Here is a 24,739-nt window from a genome sequence, read left to right as displayed (position 1 = left end):
CTCCACACCTACAACCACCACCGCTGCCACACCGCACTCGACGGCCACCCGCCCATCAGCCGCGTGAACAACCCTCCGGGTCAATACATCTAGGCCGTGTGTCGAAAGTGGATCTTGGGCTGTGGATGATCAAGGTTCATGGGTCGAGGAGATCTCACGGACGAGCAGTGGGCGGTGCTGGAGCCGTTATTGCCGAAGGGCACCAAGGCGGGCCGGCCACCTGTCTGGCCCCGGCGTCGGCTGATCGACGGCATACGGTTCCGGGTCCGGACCGGTGTGCCGTGGCGGGACGTGCCCGCCGAGTACGGACCGTGGAGCCGGGTCTACGACCTGTTCCGCCGGTGGCAGCGGAACGGCACCTAGCATCAGGTCTTCACCCGACTGCAGTCCCTGGCCGACGCGAAGGGGAGGATCGCGTGGGACCTGAGCATCGACTCCACGGTCTGCCGTGCCCATCAGCATGCGGCCGGGGCCCGTAAGCAGGGTGACCTGCAGAAGGAACCGCCAGGCGGCATGTTCACCGAACCCGATGATCACGGACTGGGTCGCTCGCGCGGCGGGTTCACCACCAAGCTGCACCTGGCCGTCGAGCAGGGTCAGAAGCCCATGTCGATCGTGATCACGGCCGGGCAGCGCGGCGACTCGCCGCAGTTCGAAACTGTGCTGGCAAAGGTCCGCGTGCCCCGTATCGGTCCGGGCCGGCCACGCGTCCGCCCCGACCGTGTGCGGGCCGACAAGGCGTACGCCTCCCGCAGTAACCGCGCCTACCTACGCCGCCGCGGGATCCGCTGCACCATCCCGGACAAGGCCGACCAGGCCCGCAACCGCCAGAAGCTCGGCTCCCGCGGCGGCCGGCCGCCGCGCTTCGACCCGGCCGACTACCGCCAGCGTCACGCGGTCGAGTGCGGGATCAACCGCCTCAAGAGACACCGCGCTGTCGCCACGCGCTACGACAAGCTCGCGGTCCGCTACGAGGCGACAGTCCTGGTCGCGGCGATCAACGAATGGCTGTAACCCCTCACTGAAAAGGCATCGGGGTCCACGGCAACGCCTCCCGCCATCCCTGTCGATCGTGAGCCCAGTCCATCATCACCTTGGCGGTCGACTCTTCCGGGCCGAACACTTCATGGAGCCTTGGAACGTGGGCCTGGTAGTGCTTGTCTGCGCTGCCTTCGCGGTACTCGACCTGGTAGCTGAGGTCGTCGTTCAGGTGCACCTGCATGTAGTGCTGATCCACAGGCTCCAGATCGAGTCTTTCCAGGATCACGAACCGGTGCGACAGGTTCATCTCAGACAGCAGGTCGTGCAGAGCCTCCTCGGTCGGATCGTCCACAGTACGACCACCCGCTTCAACTACACGCAACACTGGTTTCAGCATGCACGCGACTGTACCGACCCGTAGGACTCAACTGCCCAGCAGTGCACTTCCGCAACAGGCCCTAGAACGCCACGGATCCCCGGCCGCCCTGCGCAAGGCCGGCCGCCGCAGACTCGTCGAGGTGATCCGGCCCAAGGCCCCACGCATGGCCCAGAGGCTGATCGACGAAGTCTTCGACGCCCTGGACGAGCAGACCGTCGTGGTTCCGGGGACCGGCACGCTGGACGTCGTCATCCCCTCCCTGGCCCGCTCACTCGCGGCCGTCCACGAACAACGCCGGGCCCTGGAGGCCCAAATCAAGGCCCTGTTGGACGACCACCCTCTTTCCCAGGTCCTGACCTCGATGCCGGGGATCGCGGTCAGGACCGCCGCCGTGCTGCTGGTCGCCGTCGGCGACGGCACCGGCTTCCCCACCGCCGCCCACCTCGCCTCCTACGCCGGCCTCGCCCCCGCCACGAAGCAGTCGGGGACCTCGATCCACGGCGAACACGCGCCCAGAGGCGGAAACCGCCAGCTCAAACGCGCGATGTTCCTCTCCGCGTTCGCAGCCCTGCACGACCCCGCCTCCCGCACCTACTACGACAAATGCCGCGACCGCGGAAAGACCCACACCCAAGCCCTCCTCCGCCTCGCCCGCCAACGCATCAGCGTCCTGTTCGCCATGCTCCGAGACGGCACCTTCTATGAACCCCGCGTCCCCCAGGCGACAGCTGCGTGAACCCGGCTACAGGCAGATCGGCGCAGATCAACGCTTTATGTCGTCTGCCCATGCCGAGATATCCGCGGCACCCCGACGGACAGCTTCTGCCGGGTCCAGGGCGAGCTTCCCGCAGGCCGCTGCGATGTCCGGCGCGTCGCCCGGTCCCACGAGCGCGTCATGCACCCCGGTCTGCAGCCAGTCGGCCTGGTTGTCGTCCGCCGCGGCAACCGCGAGAGCGATGAGCCTGATGGCGGCCACCGTCCCCACCCGGGCGAGAGCCTCTGCCGTCTGCCGGGTCACCGCCGTGTCCTCGACGTCCAGCAACAGCCCCACCAGCGTTTCCCCAGCCTCAGGAACATCAGCGAAGGAAGCAAGGTCACGCCCGGCACGAACACGTTGCGTCCACGAAGGAGACGACGCCTCAGCCAAGGCCGCCTCCAACCCACTCATCATCTCTGACACGACACGACAGTCTCATGTCCCACAAAGAAGATCGAACCCCAGGCAGAAGCTGCCCACACCCTTGACGAAAGACATAGAGGCACCCCCCCCCGCCGTCATTGACGCATGAATTGTCACTCGCGCCATTGCCGAACCCGATGACAGTGGTCGCGCTGGCCTGAGCCACGACCCCCACCGTCGTCATCATCAGCGTCGTGGTCATCAAAACTGCCTTGCAAGTACGCATGCACCCGCAACGAGCCGCCAGCTGGACAGACACGTGAACCCGCTGCCCAGATCACAAACCACTCCTGAAGCCAGAGGCATCGTGCGCGGGTCAGCCGGTACGGGGGCGGTAGACGCGTACCGTGTGCTCGGCGACGGCCAGGCGGCCGCCCGCCAGGATCATGGTGCGGGTGCCTCCGTGGCGGTAGCGCAGGTCCGTGATCGCGACCAGACGGCCACCGGCCAGCACCTGGTCCCCGACAGGCAGTTCGGTAGGCGGTACATCCACCGGCACCCGCCCCGCCGGGACCGGAACCACGCCCCGCTCCGCTTCGGCGTCGCGGGCGGCGGCCGGTGGCGGTGGGGCCGGCTCACTGGCGACGGTGCGGGCGATCCACTGGAAAACGGCCGTATCCACCAGCCGCGCCACCAGCGGCGAGGGGTAAAGGCCGACGACGCGGCCGTGGGCCTGGCGGTCGCGGTCGAACACCACCTGGCCGACCGCATACCGGCGGGCGGCGGTCACGGGTGCCCGGCCAGGGCGCAGCGGCGCATGAGGACCTGCATGTCGGTGACGAGGGTGCCGCGCAAGGGGCCGGTGGCGGTGTCGCGGTGTTCTGCGTAGCGGCGGCAGCGGGCGCAGGTCGGCGGGGGTTCCAGGAGGGCTGGGGGGAAGAGTTTCAGGGCCTCTCGGCGGGCGCGGCTGTGCTCGGTTTCTGCCATGGGATGCCCCTTCGGATGGTGGCCGGTACCCATACCTCGGCCCGTCAGGCGATGCACTGGTCGGTCAGTCGCATCGCCCTGCACACCGGCATCTTCGACGTCACCGCGATCACCGAGGACCACATCGCCGAGGCCCTGCAGGCGATCCGGTTCTTCGCCGACCACCCGGACCTGGAGCGGTTCTACCCGTCGCGGCAGCGCTATCTGGAGGGCGCCGCAAAGAACTGGATCACCCACCTCCACCAGCTGCAGGTCGTGCTCTACCACCGCGGTCAGGTCGCGACGGAGCCCCGCAAGCTGATGCCGTCCTGGAAGCCACCGCTGGTACTGCCCCCGCAGATGCAGGCCGTCGCGGAGAAGTGGCTCGCCGCCCGCCGGCTGACCGACCGTCCGTCGACCGTGGACAAGCTGGAGCTCGCTATCCGCCGCTTCGGGGACTGGGTCGGGGAACACCATCCCGAGATCGACTCGTTCGCTAGTGTGACCCGCGACCACTGCCTGGGCTGGCTCCAGCACATCGCCGAGACACCGACTGAGCAGACCGGCAAGCCCCTCGGCGTCGTCTCCCGGATCCAGCGGACCTCCGGTCTGGGGCAGTTCTTCCGCGATACCGCCGCGTGGCAGTGGGACGGCGTCCCCGGCCACAGCCTGATCGGCCCCGGCGACTCGCCGAAGTCACCGATCAAGGTCCCGCGGTTCATCCCTGACAACGAACTGGACCGGTTGATGCCGGTGGTCGAGCAGATCGCCTGTCCTTTCCAGCGTGCCGCGCTGCTGGTCGCCCGCTGGTCCGGCGCCCGCCGGGACGAGATCCGCCGACTGCCCATCGACTGCCTCGACCGCTACCCCGACGGCACCGCCCGGCTGCGGCTGCCCGCCCGCAAGACCTACAAGGAACGCGTAGTCCCCCTGCACGCAGATGCCGCCACTGCCCTGCAGAAGGTCATCGACCTGCGCAAGAACGGCCCGGAGCGAGCCTTCACCGACGAGCTGACCGGGCGGCCGGTGCGCTACCTGTTCATGCAGCACGGCAAGCTGCTGTCGACGTACTACCTGTTCGACACCCCGATCCAGGCGGCCTGCAAGGCTGTCGGTCTGGTCCAGCCCGGCGGTCGAGGAGGCATCGGCCGCGGCACCGTCACCGCCCATCGTTCCGGCACACCGTCGGCACCCAGCTCGCCGAGCGCGGCGCCAAGCTCCACACGATCATGAAGGTCCTCGGACACTCCAGCGTCTCGATGGCGCTCGTCTATGCACAGATCAGCGACCAGGAAGTCCTCCGGGACTGCCAGCATCGCCGGCCCCGCCGCCGACGAGCTGAAGTCCGGCGCTTTGCCCGAGGCGGCCGTCGACTGGCTGAAGACCAACTTCTTCAAGACCGAACTCGAACTCGGCCACTGCCTGCGGCTGCCGGCCGAAGGCCCCTGCGAGTGCGACCTCTACCTGACCTGCGCGAAGTTCGTCACCACACCCGCATACGCGCCGCGGCTACGGGCACGGCGCAAGGTCGAGCACGCCCTCGCCTCCGACGCCGCCAACCAGGGCTGGGCCCGCGAGGTCGAACGCCACCACTGCACGGCCAGTCGCATCGAGAAGCTCCTGACCGACCTCGACCAGCCACTCGACTACCCGACAGACCCCCCGGAGCAGGATCACCGCTGATCAGCGAGTCGGGAAGGAATCCAGAGCAAGGTCCCACTGGTCAGCTGCGTGAATCAGCGCAGCTGTATCCACCCGCACCTCCACGACGTACTGGTAGATGTCCGCCCCGTCATCACCCTGCCGCCATGGGGGCGCCGCCTCCAAGGACAGGTGCATGCGAATCACCGCCCCACTGTCGCTTCGATCGGCGAGGCTCACGGCCAGAACCGGCTCGACGAACCACGTGTCCGGATCCAACCAGCCTTCGGCATCAGGGCCGGTCACAGCCACCATCCCCGCGGCCACCGCGCGCAACCAACCGGACACCTCACGGGCTTCACCGGTCAGCAGACACGGATCGGCAAAGGACCAGCTGCCCTCGGGAGCCGTCACCGTTCCACCGACGACCAGCCAGTTGTCGTCATACGAGTCACCCCGGACCTCGGGGAACTGATACCGCAGCAGGCGGAGCTCGACACTGCTCGCGTGATCACTCAAAAGCACAGCCACAGGATGTCACGGGCCCTCCCGGCTCCAGGGTCCAGCCCCCGCCCGAGCGGTCGCCGGCCAGCTCGTCGACGCACTCGACACACCGAAGGATGATCAACTTGAACTGTCCACATAAACAGCGACATCGTCTTCGGCCTCTTGACCCTGGCCGGGTTCGCGTACGCGCCGCAGCTGGCCGACCCGCTGGACCAGAAGATGTGGCGCATCGACCGCGCCGCCGACTACGGCGCCTTCCAGGACGCGGCCCGCGGCCGGGTCGACCTCGCCAGGATCGAACGGCACTGGGAGGACATCCTGCGGATCATCGGCTCCATCCACACCGGCGCCGTCCGCGCCTACGACGTGATCCGGATGCTCTCCCGCGACGGCCGCCCGACCCCGCTCGGGGACGCGATCGCGCACTACGGGCGGATCGCGAAGTCGTTGCACATCCTGCGCCTGGCCGACGAGCCTGGCTACCGTCGCCAGATCGAGGTGCAGGCCAACCTCCAAGAGGGCCGGCATGCGCTCGCCCGGAAGATCTTCTACGGTCGGGCCGGACATGGAGGACCAGATTGGCGCCCTCGGCCTGGTCCTCAACTCCCTGGTCCTCTTCAACACCCGGTACACCGATGCCGCCGTCGCCCAGCTCCGCGCCGACGGCTTCGGTGTCCGAGAAGAGGACGTCGCCAGGCTCTCCCCCTTCGTGCGGCACCACGTCAACATGCTCGGCCGGTACTCGTTCCAGCTGCCGGAACTGCCTGGCGGATTGCGCCCTCTGCGCGATCTGAGCGCCGCCGACGAGAGGTGATCGGGGGCGAGCAACCATCCTCCGTCCTCCCCGGGCCAGGCGGGTCCGTATCTTAGGCGCGAAGGTTGCTCACATGTTCGGGGGTTGGGTGCGCATCGCAGATCACGCCACGTGGGACCGGGGCTTTCCGGTGAAGTACCTCCTGGTTCAGGAGGACGAAGATGGCGTGGAACAGCTTTGGGGGAGGTGCGCGGGTGTCGAAGGATTTTTCGTCGACCCGGTCCCGCCGCCACGGGAGGTCCTCACCCTCCGCGGATGCCGCCCCGACGGTCTCCTAAGCGAGGTCTTGGTTGAGCCCGACGTCTCGCTACGGTGTCTGGGTGACGTGTGCGTCGAGGTCTGGGACGACGAGCAGCCCGTGCAGTGGTGGACTCTCGTCGATGCGGTCGTGGTGGCCCACCAGCCCCACTCGACCGATCCGGAACGGTACGACATCGTGCTCGGCGCCGGCGTCAGGAACGAGGAGAGCTTCTTCGATTTGCCTGCGACGCCGCACTTCGAACTTTTCGCGGGAACGACGGTCGCTGCTGCCAGTGCAGGCCGGTGCTCCGCCGTGGACGGCCTGTTCAAGCCGCGAGCGGACCCGGCCCCCGTCCCGATGGAACTGATCGGCTGCGAGGCCACGGAGCCACTGCTCGTAGGGACTCAGCGACCACGCCGGTGGACAGGAGGCTGGGCCGATCTCCTGGTGCTGGATCGCCATGGCGCTGTGATGGCCTCGCGCACCGTGGGCCTGGACATCACCGAAGCACGCCCGTCTGTGCTCGGCGATGGGCTGGAAGACATAACCCTCACCGATGGCGGCACCGATCGACCAGCGCTGGCGGCCCGCCCGATCTGGGCGGAGTGGTATCAGGGCTCGCCTACCGAGCCCAACCTGTGGGCGCCGTACGACTCGCAGGGCAGGGCCGCGTGGCTGGACCTCGCCACTCGTGCCTGGCGGGTGCCCGCGCCTCGGCCGGATCGGTCCGGCGGTGAGCACCATCTCGACGGCCGATTCGTCACGGACGTTCCCGGGCTGCACTGCGCGCTCGCCGAGGCCCTGCTCGGGCCCGGCCGCTACTTCGGCCGGGAGTGGAACGCGTTCAAGGACTGCCTGGGCGGTGGCTTCGGAGTGGCCCCTCCCCTCACCTTGACCTGGCACGACTCCGAGATCGCGCGCCGCGCGCTGGCGGACGTTGTGGAGGATCCGGAGGACGGGCTCTCCTACTTCGAGGACATCGTGCGGCTCCTCGAACGGTGCGGCGTCACGGTCGTGCTCCGGTGAGCCGCAGGCGCCCGAGCAAATACGACTCGCCTGGCCAGGCTGAGCGGCTTCAGCGCCTGCTGTTGCCGGGCGCGAGCAGGCTGGTCACCTCGGCGATCGCCTCCGGAGACGGCTTGAAGTAGCGGCGGACGTTCTCCGTCTTCTTGTGCCGCGACTTCGCCATCAGCATCAGCAGACTGGCCCCGGCCTCACCAAGATGGGTCAGACCGCAATGCGGTACTCGTGCAGGTCCCAGCCCGTGCCCGGCCCGCGCACCGCGGTGTGCTCGTCCAGCAATGCGCGGGCCTGCCCGTAGGAGAGGCGGGCGAGCCCGGTGTCCGGGCAGACGTCGCGCGAGCTGACCACCTTGCCGGGGCCGGGACGGCGGTGGGTCACGAACACGGGCCCGCAAGTGCGGCCCTTGAGCAGCCGAGGCAGCAGTCGGGCGGTACCGGCGTCCCAGTACACCGTCTCCAACACGTAGTCTTCGCGGGCGCCTCCGCGGCGGCGGACCTTCGGCTGGGCGCCCTTCGCCTTCACCGGGCAGCGGCGGCCAGCCAAGTCCAAGTCCTCGATGTTGACGTCCAAGACCTCCTCCGAGCGGGCGCACGTCTCGTAGAGCATCCGCCACAGTGTCTTCTCCCGCAGGTGGACGTCCCGGCGGGCGATCGGCCGGTCGATCGCCAGCTTCGAGCGCACCCGGGTCTCCGAGTCCGGCGGCGGCAGCCGCTTCGCCCAAGCCGGAACCCTCGACCCGTCGTACCCGCGCTCCGCGCACCAGCCGGTCCAGGACAGCACCGCGCCGCGGCGGGCGTTCCAGGTGTTCACCGCCGAGCTGCCCTACAACAGCTCCAGCACCTCGCCGACCTCATCGTCCTCCAGCGAGGCGAACGGTCGGCTCTCGCCCAAGCGCTCGGCGGCCTTCGAGACGGCGATGCCGTAGTTCCGAACGGTGTTCGGGTTGTCGAGAAAGTTGAGGAACAGGTCGGCCGCCGTCCGGACGGTCACCGCCTTCCCGGTCGACAGTTAGACGACGGTCGGCACCGCTTCTCCCTTGCCGCAAATAACAGGGACGCTTCACGCAGCGTGGGGAAGGGATCGCCGCAGGTCGCGCTGAGTGATGCCACAGATAATAGGGCGTTATCTGCGGGACGACTTCAGACCGGTCCCGCCGCCGGCGACCCGTCAGCCACTTACCAGGGAGGATGAGGGCATAGCGCCGGTTTTCGTTCCGATGTTCCTCGTCCCCCGAGAGCCCCGTGGGTTCAGAGAAACTGAAGCCTGTTTAGCAGGAACCCGAGGGTCGGTCCGTGTGCATCAGCTGGGGGTCTCCGTGGGTTCGGCGGGAACGTGGGGGTGGGCTGCGAGGCGGCGGGCTTCGGCGGTGACCTCGGCGTCGACCTGGTCCACGGTTCTGTCGCCGTATTCGAGGACGTCGTACTCGTCATCGAGTTCGGCGAGCCGCTCAGTCAGGGGCAGCTCATGTCCATAGCGCCGGTGGATCCGGAAGGTGAACTCCCCAGGTGTCAGTTCGCCGGCGAGCATGCGCCGTGCGAGGGCTCGGGCGGCGGCTTCTTGGCCGGCATCGCCGGCCACCGAGTAGAAGGTGAGGCCGAGTTCATCGAGTGCCGCGGGAAGCAGATCGTGGACGTCATAGTCCGCCTCGGCGCGTGTGCAGGCGGCAAGGATTCGAAGTCCGGGGGTGTCGAGTCCGGCGACGAGCGCATCACAGGCGGCATCGACGACATCGCTCGCACGGCCTTCTCCCACGCTCCAGAGGGTGGCATGGTCCTGTAGGGCGCTTGCTGCTGCTTCGGTCGACGTCACCCGCCCATGATTCCCTTCAGGGTGCGTCTCGGTCGAGCAGATTTCATCGAAGCCGCTGTTCAGCGGCCTGTTCCAGTAGCGCTCGTGCGGAGTCCACGTAACACCGCCCGCGTCATTGCGGCCATCGACGCGGCGATGGTCGCCGGACCGGCCGCAGACGACGAGCGGCTCCCCCACGCGGTCCTCGCCGAACTCTTCACGGCCCTCGAAGAATGTCGTCACGCCTGGTTCGTCCTCTACGACAGGACCCTGCCGCCCGCATCCGAACTGCGCCTGGCCGCCCAGCGGCACCGCGAGGCCGTCGACGGACTCGCCGCGACGGGCACCGCAGCGCTGCTGAGCGGACTGGGCAACGACGACCCCCTCGACGCCGATGCCCTCAAGCACCTGTGGACGGGCACCGTCAGCGCCCTGATGGGCTGGTGGATCGCCCACCCCGACCAGTCGGCCCGGGACATGAGCACCCGATGCGTCCGCCTGCTCAGGGCCGTCCGCGGCAGCTGACGACGCCCGACGGCGATCAACGAGCCGGGACCATGGGAGGGTTGAGGCGGGCGAACCCCGGCTGGCGGTGGTAGGGGAAGTAGGGGTAGGGGGCCGGGCGGGCGCTGGCCTCGTCGAGCCGTGCCATCTGCTCCGGGGCGAGCTCCCAGCCCACGGCCCCCAGGTTCTGGCGCAGTTGCTCCTCGTTGCGGGCGCCGATGATGACGGAGGAGACGGTCGGCCGCTGCAACAGCCAGCGGAGGGCGATCTGCGGGATCGCCCTCCCGGTCTCCCGTGCTATCTCGTCCAGGGCGTCGACCACGCGGTAGAGGTGTTCGTCGTCCACGGGCGGCGCGAAGTCGGCGGTGTCGTGCAGCCTGCTGCCGGCGGGCAGCGGACGGCCCCGCCGGATCCTGCCGGTGAGCCGTCCCCAGCCGAGGGGGCTCCAGACCATCGCACCGAGCCCCTGGTCGAGGCCGAGCGGCATCAGCTCCCACTCGTAGTCACGGCCGATGAGGGAGTAGTAGACCTGGTGGGCGACGTAGCGCTCCCGGCCGCGGCGGTCGGCGGCGGCGAGGGATTTCATCGCCTGCCAGCCGGAGAAGTTGGAGACGCCGAGGTGACGGATCTTCCCGGCCCGGACCAGGTCGTCCAGCGTGGAGAGCACCTCTTCCACGGGCGTTCCCGCGTCGAAGGCGTGCAGCTGGAAGAGGTCGATGCGGTCCGTGCCGAGGCGGCGCAGCGCCGTGTCGACGGAGGTGATCAGGCGGGAGCGCGAGGTACCCGCGTCCCCCGGGGCGTCGCTCGTGGGCAGGCCGGCCTTGGTGGAGATGAGCACCCGGTCGCGGCGGCCCTGGAGAGCGGCTCCGAGCACCTCCTCGGACGCGCCGTCGGAATAGACGTCCGCGGTGTCGAACAAGGTGATCCCGGCGTCGATGCAGATGTCCACGAGGCGGCGCGCCTCCTCCAACCCGGTGCTGCCCCAGGCCCCGAAAAGCGGTCCGCGGCCGCCGAAGGTGCCGGCGCCGAAGCTGAGCGCCGGAACCTGAAGCCCCGACGCACCCAGTCGCCTGTACTCCATGACGAATCCCCTCTCACACACCCCACTAACGGGGCTGCGGTTCCGTTAAGATGGGCCGAGCCTAGCAAGGTGCGCGAGTTAATGGAACTGGAGTCCCGTTATGGAGTACACGGAAGGCGAATCCGATCCGGGGACCACCCGGCCCGGAGGGCGGACGGCGCGGGTGCGGGCGGCCGTGCTGAGCGCCGCCGCGGACGTGCTGGCCGAGCAGGGCTTCGCCCATCTCGACCTGGCCGACATCGCGCGCCGCGCGGAGGTCGGGAAGACGACCGTCTACCGCCGCTGGGGCACGGCCACCGGGCTCGTGACCGACCTGCTGCTGGACATGGCACAGCAGTCCGTGCCGCGCACGGAGACGGGCTCGCTGCTCGGGGACCTGACGGCCAACGCCCGACTGGTGCAGCGCACGCTGGCCGACCCCCGGCAGGGGGCCCTGTTCAAGGCGGTGATCGCGGCGGCCGGATCCGACCCGAAGGCGGCGGAGGCCCTGTACGGCTTCTACACGGCCCGCGTCGAGGAGTGGGCGCCGTGCGTGGAGCAGGCCGCCGCCCGCGGAGAGGTGCCCGGGGGCACCGATGCGCGCGAGGTGATCCGCGCGACGTCCGCCCCGCTCTACTACCGGCTCCTGACCACCGCGCTCCCGCTCGACGAGGCCGCCGCCGACCGCGCCGCGCACGCCGCGGCGGCGGCCGCGGCGGCTGGGGCGTACGTACGGAAGGCCGGGACGTGAGTCCCGGGCCCGGCCGCCCTACGGGGTGGTGAGGGCCAGGACGGTGAAGCTGTAGCCCTGCTTGGCCAGCCAGGGCAGGTACACCTTGAGCGCGGCGACCGTCTCACTGCGGTCGCCCCCGCCGTCGTGGAAGAGCACGGTGGGCCGCCGGGGCAGCTTGCCCTCCACGGCGGCGACGATCGCCGGCAGGCCCGGGCGACTCCAGTCCCGGGGATCCACGCTCCAGCCCAGCGGCCGCATCCCGCTCGCAGCGGCTATCGCACGGCTGTCAGAGGTGAAGGCACCGCCCGGCGCCCGGTAGTAGTTCACGGCGGCCATCAGCATGCCGTCCAGCTTCTACATGGTGTTCTTCGCCGACCGAGACAGCAGCACCTCCGCGCGGGTGTTGCAACCGTCGGCCGGGATCTCGCCCGCGTTCCAGTGCCTGAAGCTCGTGCGCTGGTAGCCGGTACGGTCCTCAACCGCGAGGGGGAGCGCGGAGACCGCGACACCCATCGGAAGGACCTGCAGGGCGGCCGCCGACTGGTCGGCGGCGTGCGCCGCGGTGACGGGCAGGGACAGCGCGAGAGCGGCGGCCGCGACGACGGCCCGCATCATGATCATCATGAGGCCGGTTGTACCGGCCCCCGCACCGCCGGCAACAGGCTCGCGGTGCTGATCCACCCGGGCGGAGCGCCACGTTCACCGGCGAAACGACACTTCACCCCCGCACCCAAGGGCGCCGCGCGCCTGCCAACGGGGCAGCGTACGACTGTGCGGGCCGCCACCCGGTCAGGGGTGGCGGCCCGCGCTCGCCAGCTGCTCGGCGGTCCCGTGCTTGCGGGCCCGGTGGCAGGGGGCCGCCCGCCGTCCAGGCGGCCCTCAGCACCTGGCCCCCTGCGGGGTCAGTGGTGGCGCCGACCCCAGGACTCGGTGTCGACGGTGCGGCCGCGGTCATCGCGCAGCGTGGCGGTGTCGGCACGGTTGTCCCAGATGTAGTCGCGGCTGTTCTGGAAGAGGTCGGTGCGGGTGTTGTGGCCGGATCCGGTGTGGATGCGGAGGGTGGCGCGGCCGTTGATGCGGACGTTGTCGAAGCGGTAGCGGTTGCCATCGCTGTCGCGCAGGGTCCAGCCGCGGAGGTTGATCGCGTCGCGGGTGGTGTTGGTGATCTCCACCCACTCGGCGTTCAGGGAACGGTTGGAGTGGTCATCCCGTCCGGGGCTGTCGGCCTGGATGCGGCTGATCTCCACCCGCGGCCGCTGCTGGTGGTGTCCGTGGTCCTGGGCGGCTGCCGGCAGCGCGGCCGCGCCGACGACTGCTCCGGCGGCCAGGACGGTGGCGGCGATACGACGGACGGAAGAAGCAGAAGCCATGAATGACGCTCCCTCAAGAACAGCGCCCCACCAGCCGAAACAGACTGGAGAAGCGGTGCGAAATTCGCGGCCCGGAGTGAGCCGAGGGCCACACTCTCGACCCGACAAGACCCCCACCGCACCCCCGCAGACACCGGTTACCGGGCACGGACATTTCCGTCACACTCGCCTGCACACCACACGGATACCGGCAGGCGTGGCCCTGACATTCACTGACCGTTACACCCACCCGCACCACCAACCGCTTTCCGGAATGGCACGCTCCGGCGCACTATCCAGAGCGCCCCTCCCCCGCATCACCCAGTCGGCCGAGTTGGGCCAGTAGCAACCGTTCTGCGGAATTCTTCGCACTCACATCCAGATATGCACGAATGCCCGAATCGAGGAAGGCCTCGACCGGACGGGAGGGCCAGTCGGGGCGGCCGAGCGTGAGCGGGCGGAAGAGGTGGTCGCCTCGCCTCGGAGGGCACTGCGGGGTTTCAGCGGAACGATCTTCCCCACAGGCAAATGACTCGTCCTGAGCTCGGAGCCCCAGCAGACTCAGCCGCGTGGAGTGGGAGAGCGGCCCGAACACCGCGGCCGCCTGAGCAAGCCGAGCCTCGTCGGGTGCGCGCATGTGGCAACAGGAGAGGCCCGCCGTCTTCTCAGTGAAGACGGCGGAGCAATGCTCAAGACCTGTGGATCAGCCCCGGGCGAGGACGCGGAGGGCGTACCTTCCCGGGTGATTGATCGACCAGTCACCGAGTAGGCCCGCGTTCCAGCGAGGGCCGGGAAGGTACGCCCGTGCTGAGCGTAGTGAACGCCGACGGCGGCATCGAGTCCGGCTCCCTGATAGACGAGATCGTCCGCGAGGGCGCTCGCCGGATGCTCGCCGCGGCCCTGGAGGCGGAAGTCAACCAGTACGTAGCCGAGTTGGCATCCGAGCGAGACGAGCGCGGGCACCGCCTGGTGGTCCGCAACGGCCACCACCGGCCCCGCACCGTGGTAACTGCGGCGGGACCGGTGGAGGTGACGGCCCCGCGGGTCAACGACCGTCGTGTCGACGAGGCCACCGGCGAGCGCAAGCGGTTCTCCTCGAAGATCTTGGCCCCGTGGTGCCGCAAGTCGCCGAAGATCTCCGAGGTGCTGCCGCTGCTCTACCTGCACGGACTGTCGTCCGGTGACTTCGTCCCGGCCCTGGAGCAGTTCCTCGGCGGCACGGCCGGCCTCTCGCCCGCGACGGTGACCCGGCTGACCAGGCAGTGGCAGGACGACCACTCCACTTTCCAGGACCGCGACCTGTCCGACCGCGACTACGTCTACGTGTGGGCCGACGGCGTGCACCCCAAGGTGAGGCTCGGCCAGGCACACAGCTGCGTGCTGGTCCTGCTCGGCGTGCGATTGGACGGAACCAAGGAGCTGATCGCGCTCGCGGAAGGCCTGCGCGAGTCCGCCGAGTCGTGGGCCGACCTGCTGCGCGACTGCCGCCGCCGCGGAATGCACGACCCCGAGTTGGTCGTCGGCGACGGCGCGATGGGGCTCTGGAAGGCTCTCGGCGAGGTCTTTCCTACCGCCCGGCACCAGCGCCGCTGGGTCCACAAGGCCCGAAATGTGACGAACTGTCTTCCGAAGTCCGCGCAGCCTGGCGCGACGAAGGCACTGCAGGAGATCTACAACGCCCAGGACCGCGCCCACGCAGAGAAGGCAATCCAAGAGTTCGCTCGCACCTACGGCACGAAGTGGCCCAAGGCCGTCGCAAAGATCACCGACGATCGGGAGGAGTTGCTCGCGTTCTACGACTTCCCGGCCGAGCACTGGATCCACCTGCGGACCACGAACCCCATCGAGTCGACGTTCTCCACGGTCAAGCTGCGGACCAAGGTCACCCGCGGAGCCGGCAGCCCGGCGGCCGCGTTGGCGATGGTGTTCAAGCTGGTCGAGTCCGCCCAGGAACGCTGGCGGGCGATCACCGGAGCCTCCCTCGTAGCCCTGGTCCGCTCCGGCGCCAAGTTCAAGAACGGCGTCTTGGTCGAACGTGAGGAGACCGCCGCAGCGTGAACAGCAGGGCCTATGCTGCGGGAATGATCAAGCCCATTGAACTCGTCATATTCGACTGCGACGGAGTGTTGGTCGACAGCGAGCGCATCGCCGCTCGTGTCCAGGTCGCCCTCGGAGCCGAGCTTGGGTGGCCGCTGACCGAGGACGAGGTCGTGGACCGGTTCATCGGGCGCTCACACGCCGCCATCCACGATCAGGTCGCCGCCCGGCTCGGCCCGGACACGGCCGCGATCTGGTCGGAGAGGTTCGAGCAGCTCCACCGGGAGGCCGTGGACGCCGAGCTTGCCCCGGTCGACGGCTTGCCGGAAGCACTCGACGCGCTCACTTTGCCGACATGCGTCGCTTCCAGCGGCTCCCACGACAAGATGCGGCACACCCTGGGCCGCACCGGGCTGTACGAACGCTTCGCAGGCCGCATCTACAGTTCCACTGAAGTCTCCCGCGGCAAGCCCGCCCCCGACCTGTTCCTGCACGCCGCCCAGCAGATGGGCGTCGATCCCGAAGCCTGCGTGGTAGTCGAGGACAGCCAGCCCGGCGTCCACGCTGCCCGCGCGGCCGGCATGCCAGCCTTCGGCTACGCCGGCGGGCTCACCCCAGCCGAACGCCTCGAAGGCCACAACACCATCGTCTTCTACGACATGCACCAGCTGCCGAACCTCATCGCCGAACGGCAGCCAACTCTCCACCGGGCACTGCCTACCCACAAGATTTGATAATTGCTCCACGACGGGCGGCCGGCGACGATGGACAGGAGCAGATGGCGGCCGGCCAAAGCCGGTGGAGCCGATGGCGAGCCGATGGAGCTCGTTCAGGACCCTGTCAGAGGGCAGGCTTCCTGATGGGCAATTGCGGCCGGGGGTGCTGCCCCGGGGGGCAGGCGGCGATGTGTGACAGCGAACGGCCCCGTCCCAGGCTGACAGCGCCGGGGCCCTCTCCCCGAAATCCTCCACTGAGACTCCACGACGTCGCCCCGGCTACCACTCGGACGCAGGGACGGACGCAGAGACGGAGGGCTGTATGTGCCGGCGCTGCCAACTGTCCGGAAGAGCAAGCCGAAGTCTGCGTGGTGTCAGTGGTTGCCGGGCATGGAGCGGTACGGCTGGGCGCCGAGGTCACGTCGGGCATCCCGGTCCCGGGCCCCCGAGGCGGCCGCCAGGGCGAGGAGAGTAGCGATCACGCCCACAATCAGGTTGCTGGTGATCGAGCGGGTCTGGGCGACATCACCGGTGACGACCCACGGTGCCACACAGGTCCAGACACCGATGGCGGCCGCGGCCCAGGCCATGGAATGCGTGCGCTCGTAGGAATTGCCGAGACCGCCGAGGAGCAGCATGTAGGCGATGCCGCAGATGAGGTTGGTGACGGCCAGAGTGACTGAGCCGTTGAAACCGGCGATCCAGGGAGACGCGGCCAGGTAGAGACCCGCCAACAAGGCCAGGGCCTCGACCATCAGCGCGCGCGGAGTCGCCGCCGCGCGGTCATGCCGGGCCCGGAGTTCCACCAGATCCGGGTGCTCCTCGATCGGAGCACGGTGCATTGACGCCATGATGACCTCCACAACAAGGGAAGACGTTCCACCCCCCGCCTACCCATAAAGACGCCATAAACAGCCAGTAAAGGGAATTAACGAGAGATTTAGTGCTCTCCAACGGAGGCTGTGGACCCCCGGGCTCCTGAAGCCCCTGCGACACGCCGCGCACCCCGCAAGGGGTGCCGACACGCACCGCGATTCCCCCGTGCGGATCCCCCTGGCACGGGTGCGGCAGGGGGAGCGTTGTCTGGGGCCTGGGTCAGCCGTCCTCGTCGATAAGGAAGCCCCGCATGCCCTCCCCGCAAAAACGGCCGGGCCTGCAGGCAGGCCCGGCCGGATACGGGATCGGGGTTCAGGCGCTCGCGTGGCGTGGCACGGGGGGCCGCCGATGCTCGGTTTGACGGGCCGGCTCATGGCTACGAGTGGGCTGGAGACGGGACAGCCAGAGGGAAGTGGTGGCGAGCAGGCCCGTGAAGACCGCCAGGAGGAGAGCGCAGGCCCACATCTGCCGACTCCCGGGACGAGCGCACCCCGACCAGAGTGCCGCGGACGCCCACAGCAGGACACCCGCCGTGTAGAAGGAGCGGACCCGGCGCAGCTCGCGTACGGCCCGCAAGGACATGAGGTGATCATTCTTCGGTGCCATGCCGACCCGTGTACCCCATGAGACACGATCCATCGGGTGGTTCTTCCCTTTGGTCCCTTGTTCGGGAGCGCCGGCTACATCGTGTGGCAGGTGCCGCCGCGAACCATTTCGAGGTGCATCGCCACCACGGGGCGGGCCTTGCGGGCCGCAGCGGTGGTGTCGGCGTCCTTGCCTTGGCTGATCTGCTTGTCGATCGATGCAAGCGTCTTGGTGTGGGCGTCCTCCTGCGCGGCCAACCAGGCCTTGTCATACCCCGACGAGCCGGCCATGGTCTTGACCTGGTTCGAGGCGGCCTGCTGTTCGGGGGAGGGAGCATCGGGAAGCTGGATCTTGCCCTTGGCGGCCAGCTGGGACAGATCCGCGTCCAGTTTGGTGTGATCGCGTACCAGGATGGCGCCGGCGTCCTTGACGCACGTGTCCTGGCCGTTCTTCTGCGCGTCATGCCCCGCCGTGATCTCCGGCAGGTTGCCCTGGTGCGCCGTTTGCACGAATGCCGCATCCGCAGTGCCCGGACTCGGCGCCGCCATCACCGGCAGCACGCCCAGCCCAACAACCGCTGCCGCTGTCAGCGTTACCGTGCTCCACCTGCTCATGCTCATGTCTGCCACCAGCGCGCCGCCGTCAGCGGCCCGGAGAAGCCTTCGACCCCGGTCGCCGCGGGGCGGCACGATCGGCGGCTGTCCACCTCAACACCAGCGAAACCATGCACCACCGGACCGCACGCACACGGGACCCGCCCGTGCAGGAGGGCGCCCAGCGAGAGCAGCGGCGGAGAGCCCGAACAGGGTCTCGAAGTCGGTCCGTGACTCGCTTCACGCCTCCCGCAGCATTGCGAGCAGCACCCTCAACCTCCACTTCGCCCCCCTTATGTTTTTCGCGGTCCTGCGACGGGGCCGCTGGCCTCCGGGCCCGGTATGACTGTGTCCCCTCTGTCGATCGGATGACGTGGGGGGTGGTGTCACCGGGTCCGGCAGGTGCCGTCGGAGACGCTGATGAGAGACCAGGCCACCGCCCGGCCCGGCGCAATGCCGGGCAGTTCGCGGGCGGCAGGTCTGCATGACGTGGATGCGCGAGCACGGTGCCACCGCCGAGGCCGCCACGGTCAAACCTGCGAAGGGTGCGATGTCAGACACCGGAAGCATAGGCGTCGTCCTCGGGATGGACGTCGGCAAGACCGCTCACCACGGCCATGGGCTGACCTTGGCCGGAAAGAAGGTCTTCGACAAGCCGATGGCCAACAGCGAGCCGAAGCTGCGGACCGTGTTCGACAAGCTCAAGGCCAAGTTCGGCACCGTCCTAGTGATCGTGGACCAGCCCGCCTCGATCGGGTTTCTGCTTTTGACGGTCGCCCGCGACGCGGGCTGCGAGGTCGCCTACCTGCCCGCACTCGCGATGCGGCGGATCGCCGACCTCTACCCCGCAGAGGCGAAAACCGACGCGAAGGACGCCGCGGTGATCGCGGACGCGGCCCGGACGATGGCCCCATGTCCTGCGTTCGCTGGAACTGACCGACGAGATCACTGCCGAGCTCACGGTGCTGACCGGCTTCGACCAAGACCTCGCGGCCGAAGCGACCCGCACCAGCAACTGGATACGCGGCCCGCTCACCCAATTCCACCCCAGCCTCGAGCGGGTCCTGGGCTCCCGGCTGGACCACCCGGCCATCCCCTGGCTCCTCGAGCGCTACGGATCCCCGACCGCCCTGCGCAAGGCCGGCCGAAGCAGGCTCGTCGAGCTGGTTCGACCCAGGGCTCCGCGGATGGCTCAGCGGCTGATCGACGACGTCTTCGACGCCCTCGACGAACAGACCATCATCGTTCCCGGCCCGGGCACCACCAGCAAGCCCTCGATGCCGATCCCGTCCTGGCCCGACAGCGCACCCGGGGCGCGCCCCGCACCCCGGCCGCAGGAGAGAAGCCTCAGTCGGCACCGTCACCGCCTCGCAGCCCCAGGGCGGCGAGGGCGAGGCCGCACAGCACGACTCCGTCTGCCGCCCCGGCGACGATCCCGCGCAGGCGAGCCGCTCACACGCCCCCGGCCCGCCGTCCGCGCCGCGGCCCGCCCCGAACGCCGATCCCGCCCGGTCTCGCGACCGGACGGCATCTCTTGGCGTTGCTCAGGGGCCGTGCCCGCTGGCGGTGGTGTCCGTTACTCCAGGTCCAGGCGCCTGGGCATGACGAACCTGCTCGCGCGCTCGCCCGGGCCCGAGATCATGCACCACGTCCCGCGGTCCAGGATGCCGTCCCCTTCGCGACCGGCGTCCACCGTGTGGGGGAAGTTCACTTCGGCCTCGAGCAGGTCGAAGTCCAGGGGCAGCTCCAGCGCGCATTCCGCGCCGCCGCCGCGCGGGTCCACGAGGAAGCCCTCGCGACCCGCCACGTACCGGTTGCCGTGCGCGAGCAGCAGCTCGACCACGGGCAGCAGGTTGCGCCAGGGCTCGCGGCTCGCCGGATTCCCGGGGACGATCTCGATCATCGTTCGGGGCCTCTCGTTTCCGATCGTCACTCCGCACCGCCCCAGTTCTTCATCGGGTGGTCCCGGACCGGCCGGGCTTCACAACCCGGGAATAGAGCCAAGGGTCCCATTGTCCGCTGTCATCCAATCGAGGCGCTTGACAGCGAACCCAGTCCTTTGGATTTGAAGGTGAGCAGGTTTCCTGCCGCATCGCGACGGCCGACCCGGCTATGCCCGCACATTCCCTCACGGAAAGCACTCACCCGGAGGGGTGAGCGGCCCACCATGATGTCGTGCCGGGAGTGCCCGGCTACCAGCGGCCGCTGTTGCCCTTCGGGCGGGCTACGAAGCCGATCAGCCACAGGACGAGGACCGCGATCGCGACCCACCACAGCTTCCGCAGCGGCGGGTGGCCGCCGCCACGACGGTCATGCGCTCGATTTTTAACCCGGTTCTTATCCCTGCGGGCGGGCAGCAGCGACCGCCTCCGCGGCGTGGAGCAATTGGTTTGCCCCATCGGCGGGTGTCTGCGGTTGTCGATCGGGAGCAGGCGAGCGGTCACGACCAATCCGGTACTACACGAGGAGGTCCCGATGTCGGGCATGGAAAAGACCAAGGCCACCGCCGAGCAGGCCAAGGGCAACGCCCGACAGGCCAAGGAAGACGTCAAGGACGCCTTCCGCCACTGAATGCCTGCACGCGGCCGCGCGCCCTGGCCCCGACCCCTTCCCCCGGGCCGGGGCCCAGGCGCGTACCGGCGAGACTGGCAAGCCCGGCAGCCAGGCGAAAGGTCTTCACATAGGGTCACGCGGCGGGCTGCCACCCGGATTCGGCAGAGGCTCGGACCACAACACGGGCCGGGGTCGAGCGCTCGTCCCATGTGAGGGCGCGCCGCTGTCAGATGCGCCGCAGGTGCTTCGTAAACAGGGCACGTGCCACGGCGAGGTCATCGGGTGAGGGGGCGCCGCGTTTGGGGAGCACGAAGAAGTAGCCCATGCTGCCCGTGAGCACGAAGAGATCCGGGGTCTCGAACCACCAGGGGTAGCCACGCCACCCGTCGGCCTCCCCCGGATCGCCGTCATCGGAACCTGCTGCGTATTCCGTCGTCGGTGAGCGTGGTCGTGATGGTTCCGAGGGCGGCGTCGCTCGCATGCAGCTCCTTCATCCGAAGCCTGCGATGCCACTGCCGAATCCAGAGCGAGGCCACCACGGCCGTCACCCCCACCAGGACGACTCCTCCCCAGCCCAGATGCCACACCCACACACGCACAAGCCCCGCCCCGGCCAGGTCCCCCAACTGAACCGCCGGAGCGCCGCGTCGTAGTCCGTCGCGTGTGCGGCGTACTCGAAGCGGGCGGTGCCCAAGGCCGCCGTACTTCCGGCCCTTGCAGCATGATCCATGTCCATGACAGTGGAGAGTAGGGCACACCCCTCGGCGCTCGACTCCTGGGCACTCGCCCAACGAGCCCACCAAGGCGGCGATGACGCCCGGTGTCCCGTGAAAGCGGCGCCTCCATGCTCTGCCTGCACGCTCAGGCCCGCCACTGACGGATCTTCTTAGGCAGGGGTATCAGCCGGCTGATGTCGTCGCGGTTGCCGCCGGTCAGCGAGACGGTGAGTGGGGTGCCCTGGCCGTGGACGACGAGGGGGCGCTTGCGGCCCAGTCGGCTGCAGGTGAGGGAGCCCCCTGCTTCTCATTCTCTGGCTCATCGGTGATGATCACCGCATGAATCTCACCAGTCGGCGTAGTGTGCTGACCTCTGCGGCAGCCACGATCGCCACCTTGCCTCTGCTCAGCGACCTGGCCGGCAACGGCAGCAGGGCGATCGCCGCGGAAGACCCGACCGCCCCTTCGGCCCCCGAGCGTTTCTCGTCGAACACCGACCTCTACACCAGCGGTGAGTTCAAGGAGGGGACTGCCTGGGTGCGGCGCTTCCGTTGTGGCGGTCAGCCCGAGCTCGGTGACAATCTCAAACCCTCAAGCATGGCCGTCCGCAGCACGGCGATCCTGGCCCCGCACGGCGGCGCCATCGAGGCAGGGACGAGCGAACTGTGCCTGGCCATCGCCGGCTACTCCCACAAGGAAGGCCCAAGCGCCACGATGCCCGCCGCCGTTCAGGGACTCGTTCCGCGGGACTACTGGATGTTCGAGGCACTCATCAGCGACAACGCGCTTCATGTGACCTCCACCAACTGTGACGACCCGGCGGCCCTGGCCGTCTGCGCCAACAACCTGTACGCCGTCTCCCTCCACGGGTTCAACCCCAAGGAAGACCCGAAGAACACGATCCCCGAGCAGAAGCAGATTCTCATCGGCGGCCGCGATCGGCGGCTGATGAACAACCTCGCCTGGGCCTTCGACCAGCACGGTCTCAAACTCCGCGCCGACAACCCCGACCTGTCCGTGGCAGTGACCATCGCCGCGCCCAACTCCAGGATCAACGGGGATGACGTCCAAAACTTCGTCAACCGCACACGCACCGGAGCCGGCGCCCAGCTCGAGCTGTCCACCGAACTGAGACGGGCGATGTTCGGCACGTTCGACGGCGCGGAGAACCGCCGAGCCACCGCTGGAACCGGCAACGGTGTCACAACGAAGAACGAGGCCCACTTCTGGAATGGCTTCACGAACGCCGTCCGCGACGCCATCGACGTCCACGAACTCGGCCTGGCGAAGGCCGCGCCTCCAGCCCGTATTGGCGCCGAGTCCGTTCGCCCCTAGGAAACCAGACGTCGCGCCTGCCCATGCCTGCAGCACGCACCGGCGGGCATCATCGCGTCCGTGTCTTTGTGTCGGCTTCGCCGGCGACCTTCGTTCGCTGCTGTCCGGCGCTTCCTCTACCGGGCCCGGCCCGGGTACCTGTTGCCCATTCGACGGCGGGGCCTCGTACGCATGAGCGGCAGGGGTCGGAGAGGCGTGAGATCCGGCCCCAGAGGCTGTGGGGTGTGCTACCGCAGCGGCACCCCACAGCCTCATCACGGAGGACAGGTGTCAGCTGACGGAGGGCCAGGCGCTCGTACCTGTGGTGATGGTGCCGTTTCCATTGCCCTTGAGAGATTTAGGTTCTGGCCCCACCAGCCGAGCAGGTCGGTCTTTCCGGCCCCGTCGACATCTCCACTCATGATCTTGATCCCGGTCCATCTGGTGTCGGGCCAGATCTTGACCAGCGGGTTGAGGCCGTTGGAGGCCTTACCGTCCCAGCGGTAGAGGCTACCGCCGTTCATGACGCCGATCATGTCGTCGCGGCCGTCCTTGCTGAAGTCCCCAGGCGTCACACGCAGCACGCTCTCCCGTGAGCTGTCGGACCACAACTTGCGCTTGGTGGTGTTCATCAGGCCAACGGCGTCGGTCTGGTAGGCGTAGAGGTCGCCGTTGGGCCACACCGCGAGCAGACCGTCGCGACCGGAGGCGTCGTAGCGGAAGCGAGCCACATCGGCCATGGTGGTCCAGCTCGAGGAGTCGGGCCACATCCGCTTGTAGGGGGTGACATATCCCTTGCTGTCACCGGCGTAGAAGTTGATCGACCCGTTGCTCCAGATCGCGGCGAGGTCGATGTGGCCATCACCGTTGAAGTCACCGTCGATGAGTTTGGTGACAATCCTCCAGCCGCCGCTGGAGGCAAACAGGAGCCTGCCGTACTCGAAGGTGCCGTCCGCTCGACCGTACAGGGCGATGGGTCGCCGTAGTCGGTGACGACTGCGATGTCCTCGCGGCCGTCGTTGTTGAAGTCACCGGTGGTGCGGACATCGGTCAGACGGGGCTTGTGGCCGGCCACCGTGAACTGGGGCCTTGTGGGGGGTGGAGCCGCGCCACGTGGTAGCGGTGGGGCCGTAGCTGGCAACAGTCAGCGCTCGCCTGCGGTGGGCTGCTTGGTAGGCTCCCTTCAGCTTCTTCCGCCAGGTGTCCGGATCAATGATGGCCTGGGCGACGTTCGATGTCATCCTCGTGAGGCCGACCTGCAGTGACGGGAGGGCTGTGGCGTCACCGCAGATCCAGCGCACTCGCTCACTGCCGGGTTTGGCCCGGGCGACGTCGACGGATGCCTGGGCGGGATCGATGCCAACGACGTCGAGCCCGCGGTCGGCCAAGAGAAGTGCGAACACCCCGGTGCCGCAGCCGATGTCCAGAACCTGGCCCGCCCCGAACTCATCTGTCATCCGAAGGTATACATCGAGATCACTGCGGTCGGGGTCGAGCAGATCGTAGAACGCGGCGAGTCGTGGATGCCCGAAGCAGTCGTCAGCCAGGCGGCCGAACGTATGCGGAGCCGAACCCCGAAGAGCTACCGAGTTTCACCGCTGTGGGGCGGCCAGGCGCCGGCCTGCGCCTGGCCGCCCCGGGCGACGCGGACGTCGGCGGCCTTTGGGAGGCGCTCAAGGTCCTCGACGGTGTGGCTGCCGATCCCGACGCTGAAGGTGCCCAGAACCGTGTATCGAAAAGCAACTGCCCGGCCGGCACCCGCCCCTGCGCCAACGCCGAGTGCCGCTGTTCCTCCTCGACCGAAGCCGCGCCAACCGCGCCCGCTGGTGCTCGACGGTCGTCTGCGGCAACCACGAAAGGGCACGTTGCCACCACGCGTTTCCCCCAACCCGCGAACGGTGCTCGGACTCCCGACCCGCCCAGCGCAAGGCGACCCCTCCATGTCCCGTAGGCCGCAGCCGAGGGTCGGCGAGCGCATCCCGTTCCTTGCCGTCGACCAGTGGCCGGCTGTTGATCAGGTCCAGCAGCGTATCCAGAGCATCCCTCCCACCTAACCCTCTTGACGTGTTTGACAGGTTAGCTCGTCGCGTGCTTGCATGACGTGGAACTAACCACACCAGATGCCTTGAGGGGTTAGGTATGAACTCGGTGCGCCACCGGACCGCCCTCGTCGAAGGTCACGAGATCTTCTACCGCGAAGCAGGACCCTCCGACGCTCCCGCGGTCGTCCTGCTGCACGGCTT

Annotated in this window: 20 protein-coding genes and 11 pseudogenes; 14 read left to right on the top strand and 17 right to left on the bottom strand. The window is 68.6% G+C overall.

What is annotated here, in order from left to right; genetic code table 11:
- Positions 1–138 precede the first annotated feature (138 nt).
- Positions 139–1,014 (top strand): annotated as a pseudogene (locus ACS04_RS35120) (IS5 family transposase).
- 4 nt (positions 1,015–1,018) lie between these two features.
- On the opposite strand, the gene ACS04_RS35115 reads toward ACS04_RS35120, so the two are convergent.
- Positions 1,019–1,378 carry a hypothetical protein gene (locus ACS04_RS35115; RefSeq protein WP_048480900.1) on the bottom strand — a complete coding sequence of 120 codons (360 nt, stop codon included), beginning with the start codon at positions 1,376–1,378 and terminating at the stop codon, positions 1,019–1,021.
- Between the two features lie 61 nt (positions 1,379–1,439).
- Between ACS04_RS35115 and ACS04_RS35110 the strand changes: the two are divergent.
- A pseudogene (locus ACS04_RS35110) lies at positions 1,440–2,096 on the top strand (transposase); the annotation flags it as partial.
- A 27-nt stretch (positions 2,097–2,123) separates the two neighbouring features.
- Here ACS04_RS35110 and ACS04_RS35105 read toward each other — a convergent pair.
- From ACS04_RS35105 to ACS04_RS35095, 3 genes are all read right to left on the bottom strand, one after another.
- Positions 2,124–2,531, bottom strand: a complete 408-nt coding sequence (locus tag ACS04_RS35105; RefSeq protein WP_245236707.1) for a hypothetical protein — start codon at positions 2,529–2,531, stop codon at positions 2,124–2,126.
- 325 nt (positions 2,532–2,856) lie between these two features.
- Positions 2,857–3,270, bottom strand: a complete 414-nt coding sequence (locus tag ACS04_RS35100; protein ID WP_048480898.1) for a hypothetical protein — start codon at positions 3,268–3,270, stop codon at positions 2,857–2,859.
- Entirely contained in the window at positions 3,267–3,467 is a 201-nt protein-coding gene (locus tag ACS04_RS35095; protein WP_048480897.1) for a hypothetical protein, read from the bottom strand. The genes ACS04_RS35100 and ACS04_RS35095 overlap by 4 nt, the downstream gene beginning before the upstream one ends.
- 749 nt (positions 3,468–4,216) lie before the next feature.
- Here ACS04_RS35095 and ACS04_RS40590 point away from each other — a divergent pair.
- Both ACS04_RS40590 and ACS04_RS35690 read left to right on the top strand, forming a co-directional pair.
- Positions 4,217–4,678: pseudogene (locus ACS04_RS40590) on the top strand (hypothetical protein); the annotation flags it as partial.
- Positions 4,679–4,718: 40 nt separating this feature from the next.
- Positions 4,719–5,129 (top strand): hypothetical protein, encoded by a 411-nt coding sequence (locus tag ACS04_RS35690; protein ID WP_053081132.1) that lies wholly within the window; start codon positions 4,719–4,721, stop codon positions 5,127–5,129.
- Here ACS04_RS35690 and ACS04_RS35085 read toward each other — a convergent pair whose 3' ends face one another.
- Positions 5,130–5,612, bottom strand: a complete 483-nt coding sequence (locus ACS04_RS35085) for a WapI family immunity protein (RefSeq protein WP_048480952.1) — start codon at positions 5,610–5,612, stop codon at positions 5,130–5,132. It abuts the gene before it with no gap.
- Between the two features lie 123 nt (positions 5,613–5,735).
- Between ACS04_RS35085 and ACS04_RS38005 the strand changes: the two are divergent.
- Together ACS04_RS38005 and ACS04_RS35075 are read left to right on the top strand one after the other, a co-directional pair.
- A pseudogene (locus tag ACS04_RS38005) lies at positions 5,736–6,408 on the top strand (Tn3 family transposase); the annotation flags it as partial.
- A gap of 88 nt (positions 6,409–6,496) precedes the next feature.
- Complete coding sequence (locus tag ACS04_RS35075) at positions 6,497–7,675, top strand: barstar family protein (RefSeq protein WP_245236704.1); 1,179 nt, start codon at positions 6,497–6,499, stop codon at positions 7,673–7,675.
- Positions 7,676–7,724: 49 nt separating this feature from the next.
- On the opposite strand, the pseudogene ACS04_RS39110 reads toward ACS04_RS35075, so the two are convergent.
- A pseudogene (locus ACS04_RS39110) lies at positions 7,725–8,680 on the bottom strand (site-specific integrase).
- A 291-nt stretch (positions 8,681–8,971) separates the two neighbouring features.
- Positions 8,972–9,481 (bottom strand): hypothetical protein, encoded by a 510-nt coding sequence (locus ACS04_RS37235; protein WP_078865665.1) that lies wholly within the window; start codon positions 9,479–9,481, stop codon positions 8,972–8,974.
- Between the two features lie 84 nt (positions 9,482–9,565).
- Between ACS04_RS37235 and ACS04_RS35060 the strand changes: the two genes are divergently transcribed.
- Positions 9,566–9,985 (top strand): hypothetical protein, encoded by a 420-nt coding sequence (locus ACS04_RS35060; protein ID WP_158977843.1) that lies wholly within the window; start codon positions 9,566–9,568, stop codon positions 9,983–9,985.
- Between the two features lie 16 nt (positions 9,986–10,001).
- On the opposite strand, the gene ACS04_RS35055 is transcribed toward ACS04_RS35060, so the two are convergent.
- Complete coding sequence (locus tag ACS04_RS35055) at positions 10,002–11,045, bottom strand: aldo/keto reductase (RefSeq protein ID WP_048480895.1); 1,044 nt, start codon at positions 11,043–11,045, stop codon at positions 10,002–10,004.
- Positions 11,046–11,145: 100 nt separating this feature from the next.
- Here ACS04_RS35055 and ACS04_RS35050 point away from each other — a divergent pair, with 100 nt between their 5' ends.
- Positions 11,146–11,775, top strand: coding sequence for a TetR/AcrR family transcriptional regulator (locus ACS04_RS35050; RefSeq protein WP_048480894.1), 630 nt, complete (start codon positions 11,146–11,148; stop codon positions 11,773–11,775).
- 18 nt (positions 11,776–11,793) lie between these two features.
- Here ACS04_RS35050 and ACS04_RS35045 read toward each other — a convergent pair.
- The 3 genes and pseudogenes from ACS04_RS35045 to ACS04_RS35035 all read right to left on the bottom strand — a co-directional run.
- A pseudogene (locus ACS04_RS35045) lies at positions 11,794–12,078 on the bottom strand (polysaccharide deacetylase family protein); the annotation flags it as partial.
- 33 nt (positions 12,079–12,111) lie between these two features.
- Positions 12,112–12,381, bottom strand: coding sequence for a hypothetical protein (locus ACS04_RS39105; RefSeq protein WP_053081129.1), 270 nt, complete (start codon positions 12,379–12,381; stop codon positions 12,112–12,114).
- A 278-nt stretch (positions 12,382–12,659) separates the two neighbouring features.
- Positions 12,660–13,127 (bottom strand): lamin tail domain-containing protein, encoded by a 468-nt coding sequence (locus ACS04_RS35035; RefSeq protein ID WP_048480893.1) that lies wholly within the window; start codon positions 13,125–13,127, stop codon positions 12,660–12,662.
- Between the two features lie 783 nt (positions 13,128–13,910).
- On the opposite strand from ACS04_RS35035, the gene ACS04_RS35030 reads away from it, so the two are divergent.
- Together ACS04_RS35030 and ACS04_RS35025 are read left to right on the top strand one after the other, a co-directional pair.
- A complete protein-coding gene (locus tag ACS04_RS35030) occupies positions 13,911–15,164 on the top strand; it encodes an IS256 family transposase (RefSeq protein ID WP_078865664.1) in 1,254 nt (417 codons plus the stop codon).
- 23 nt (positions 15,165–15,187) lie between these two features.
- Positions 15,188–15,877: an HAD family hydrolase gene (locus ACS04_RS35025; RefSeq protein ID WP_048480946.1), complete on the top strand. Its 690-nt coding sequence runs from the start codon at positions 15,188–15,190 to the stop codon at positions 15,875–15,877.
- Positions 15,878–16,233: 356 nt separating this feature from the next.
- Here the strand turns inward: ACS04_RS35025 and ACS04_RS35020 are convergent, their stop codons facing one another.
- Together ACS04_RS35020 and ACS04_RS35010 are read right to left on the bottom strand one after the other, a co-directional pair.
- Positions 16,234–16,710, bottom strand: coding sequence for an SPW repeat protein (locus tag ACS04_RS35020; protein ID WP_209441842.1), 477 nt, complete (start codon positions 16,708–16,710; stop codon positions 16,234–16,236).
- Between the two features lie 705 nt (positions 16,711–17,415).
- Positions 17,416–17,940 (bottom strand): DUF4142 domain-containing protein, encoded by a 525-nt coding sequence (locus ACS04_RS35010; RefSeq protein WP_078865663.1) that lies wholly within the window; start codon positions 17,938–17,940, stop codon positions 17,416–17,418.
- 523 nt (positions 17,941–18,463) lie between these two features.
- Between ACS04_RS35010 and ACS04_RS37230 the strand changes: the two are divergent.
- A pseudogene (locus tag ACS04_RS37230) lies at positions 18,464–19,176 on the top strand (IS110 family transposase); the annotation flags it as partial.
- A 313-nt stretch (positions 19,177–19,489) separates the two neighbouring features.
- Here the strand turns inward: ACS04_RS37230 and ACS04_RS38825 are convergent.
- Entirely contained in the window at positions 19,490–19,816 is a 327-nt protein-coding gene (locus tag ACS04_RS38825) for a hypothetical protein (RefSeq protein WP_048480891.1), read from the bottom strand.
- Between the two features lie 1,705 nt (positions 19,817–21,521).
- Between ACS04_RS38825 and ACS04_RS34995 the strand changes: the two genes are divergently transcribed.
- Complete coding sequence (locus ACS04_RS34995; RefSeq protein ID WP_048480889.1) at positions 21,522–22,517, top strand: poly-gamma-glutamate hydrolase family protein; 996 nt, start codon at positions 21,522–21,524, stop codon at positions 22,515–22,517.
- 254 nt (positions 22,518–22,771) lie between these two features.
- On the opposite strand, the gene ACS04_RS35685 is transcribed toward ACS04_RS34995, so the two are convergent.
- Positions 22,772–23,236: a VCBS repeat-containing protein gene (locus ACS04_RS35685; protein WP_158977837.1), complete on the bottom strand. Its 465-nt coding sequence runs from the start codon at positions 23,234–23,236 to the stop codon at positions 22,772–22,774.
- Between the two features lie 369 nt (positions 23,237–23,605).
- A pseudogene (locus ACS04_RS37220) lies at positions 23,606–24,043 on the bottom strand (class I SAM-dependent methyltransferase); the annotation flags it as partial.
- 232 nt (positions 24,044–24,275) lie between these two features.
- Here ACS04_RS37220 and ACS04_RS40585 point away from each other — a divergent pair.
- A pseudogene (locus tag ACS04_RS40585) lies at positions 24,276–24,332 on the top strand (hypothetical protein); the annotation flags it as partial.
- 98 nt (positions 24,333–24,430) lie between these two features.
- Here ACS04_RS40585 and ACS04_RS40580 read toward each other — a convergent pair.
- Positions 24,431–24,532, bottom strand: a pseudogene (locus ACS04_RS40580) (CGNR zinc finger domain-containing protein); the annotation flags it as partial.
- A 103-nt stretch (positions 24,533–24,635) separates the two neighbouring features.
- On the opposite strand from ACS04_RS40580, the pseudogene ACS04_RS39960 reads away from it, so the two are divergent.
- Positions 24,636–24,739, top strand: a pseudogene (locus tag ACS04_RS39960) (alpha/beta hydrolase); the annotation flags it as partial.

The organism is Streptomyces roseus (genome assembly GCF_001044425.1).
In the GTDB taxonomy this organism is placed as follows: Bacteria; Actinomycetota; Actinomycetes; order Streptomycetales; family Streptomycetaceae; genus Streptomyces; species Streptomyces roseus.
This window is presented reverse-complemented; position numbering and strand designations above follow the sequence as displayed.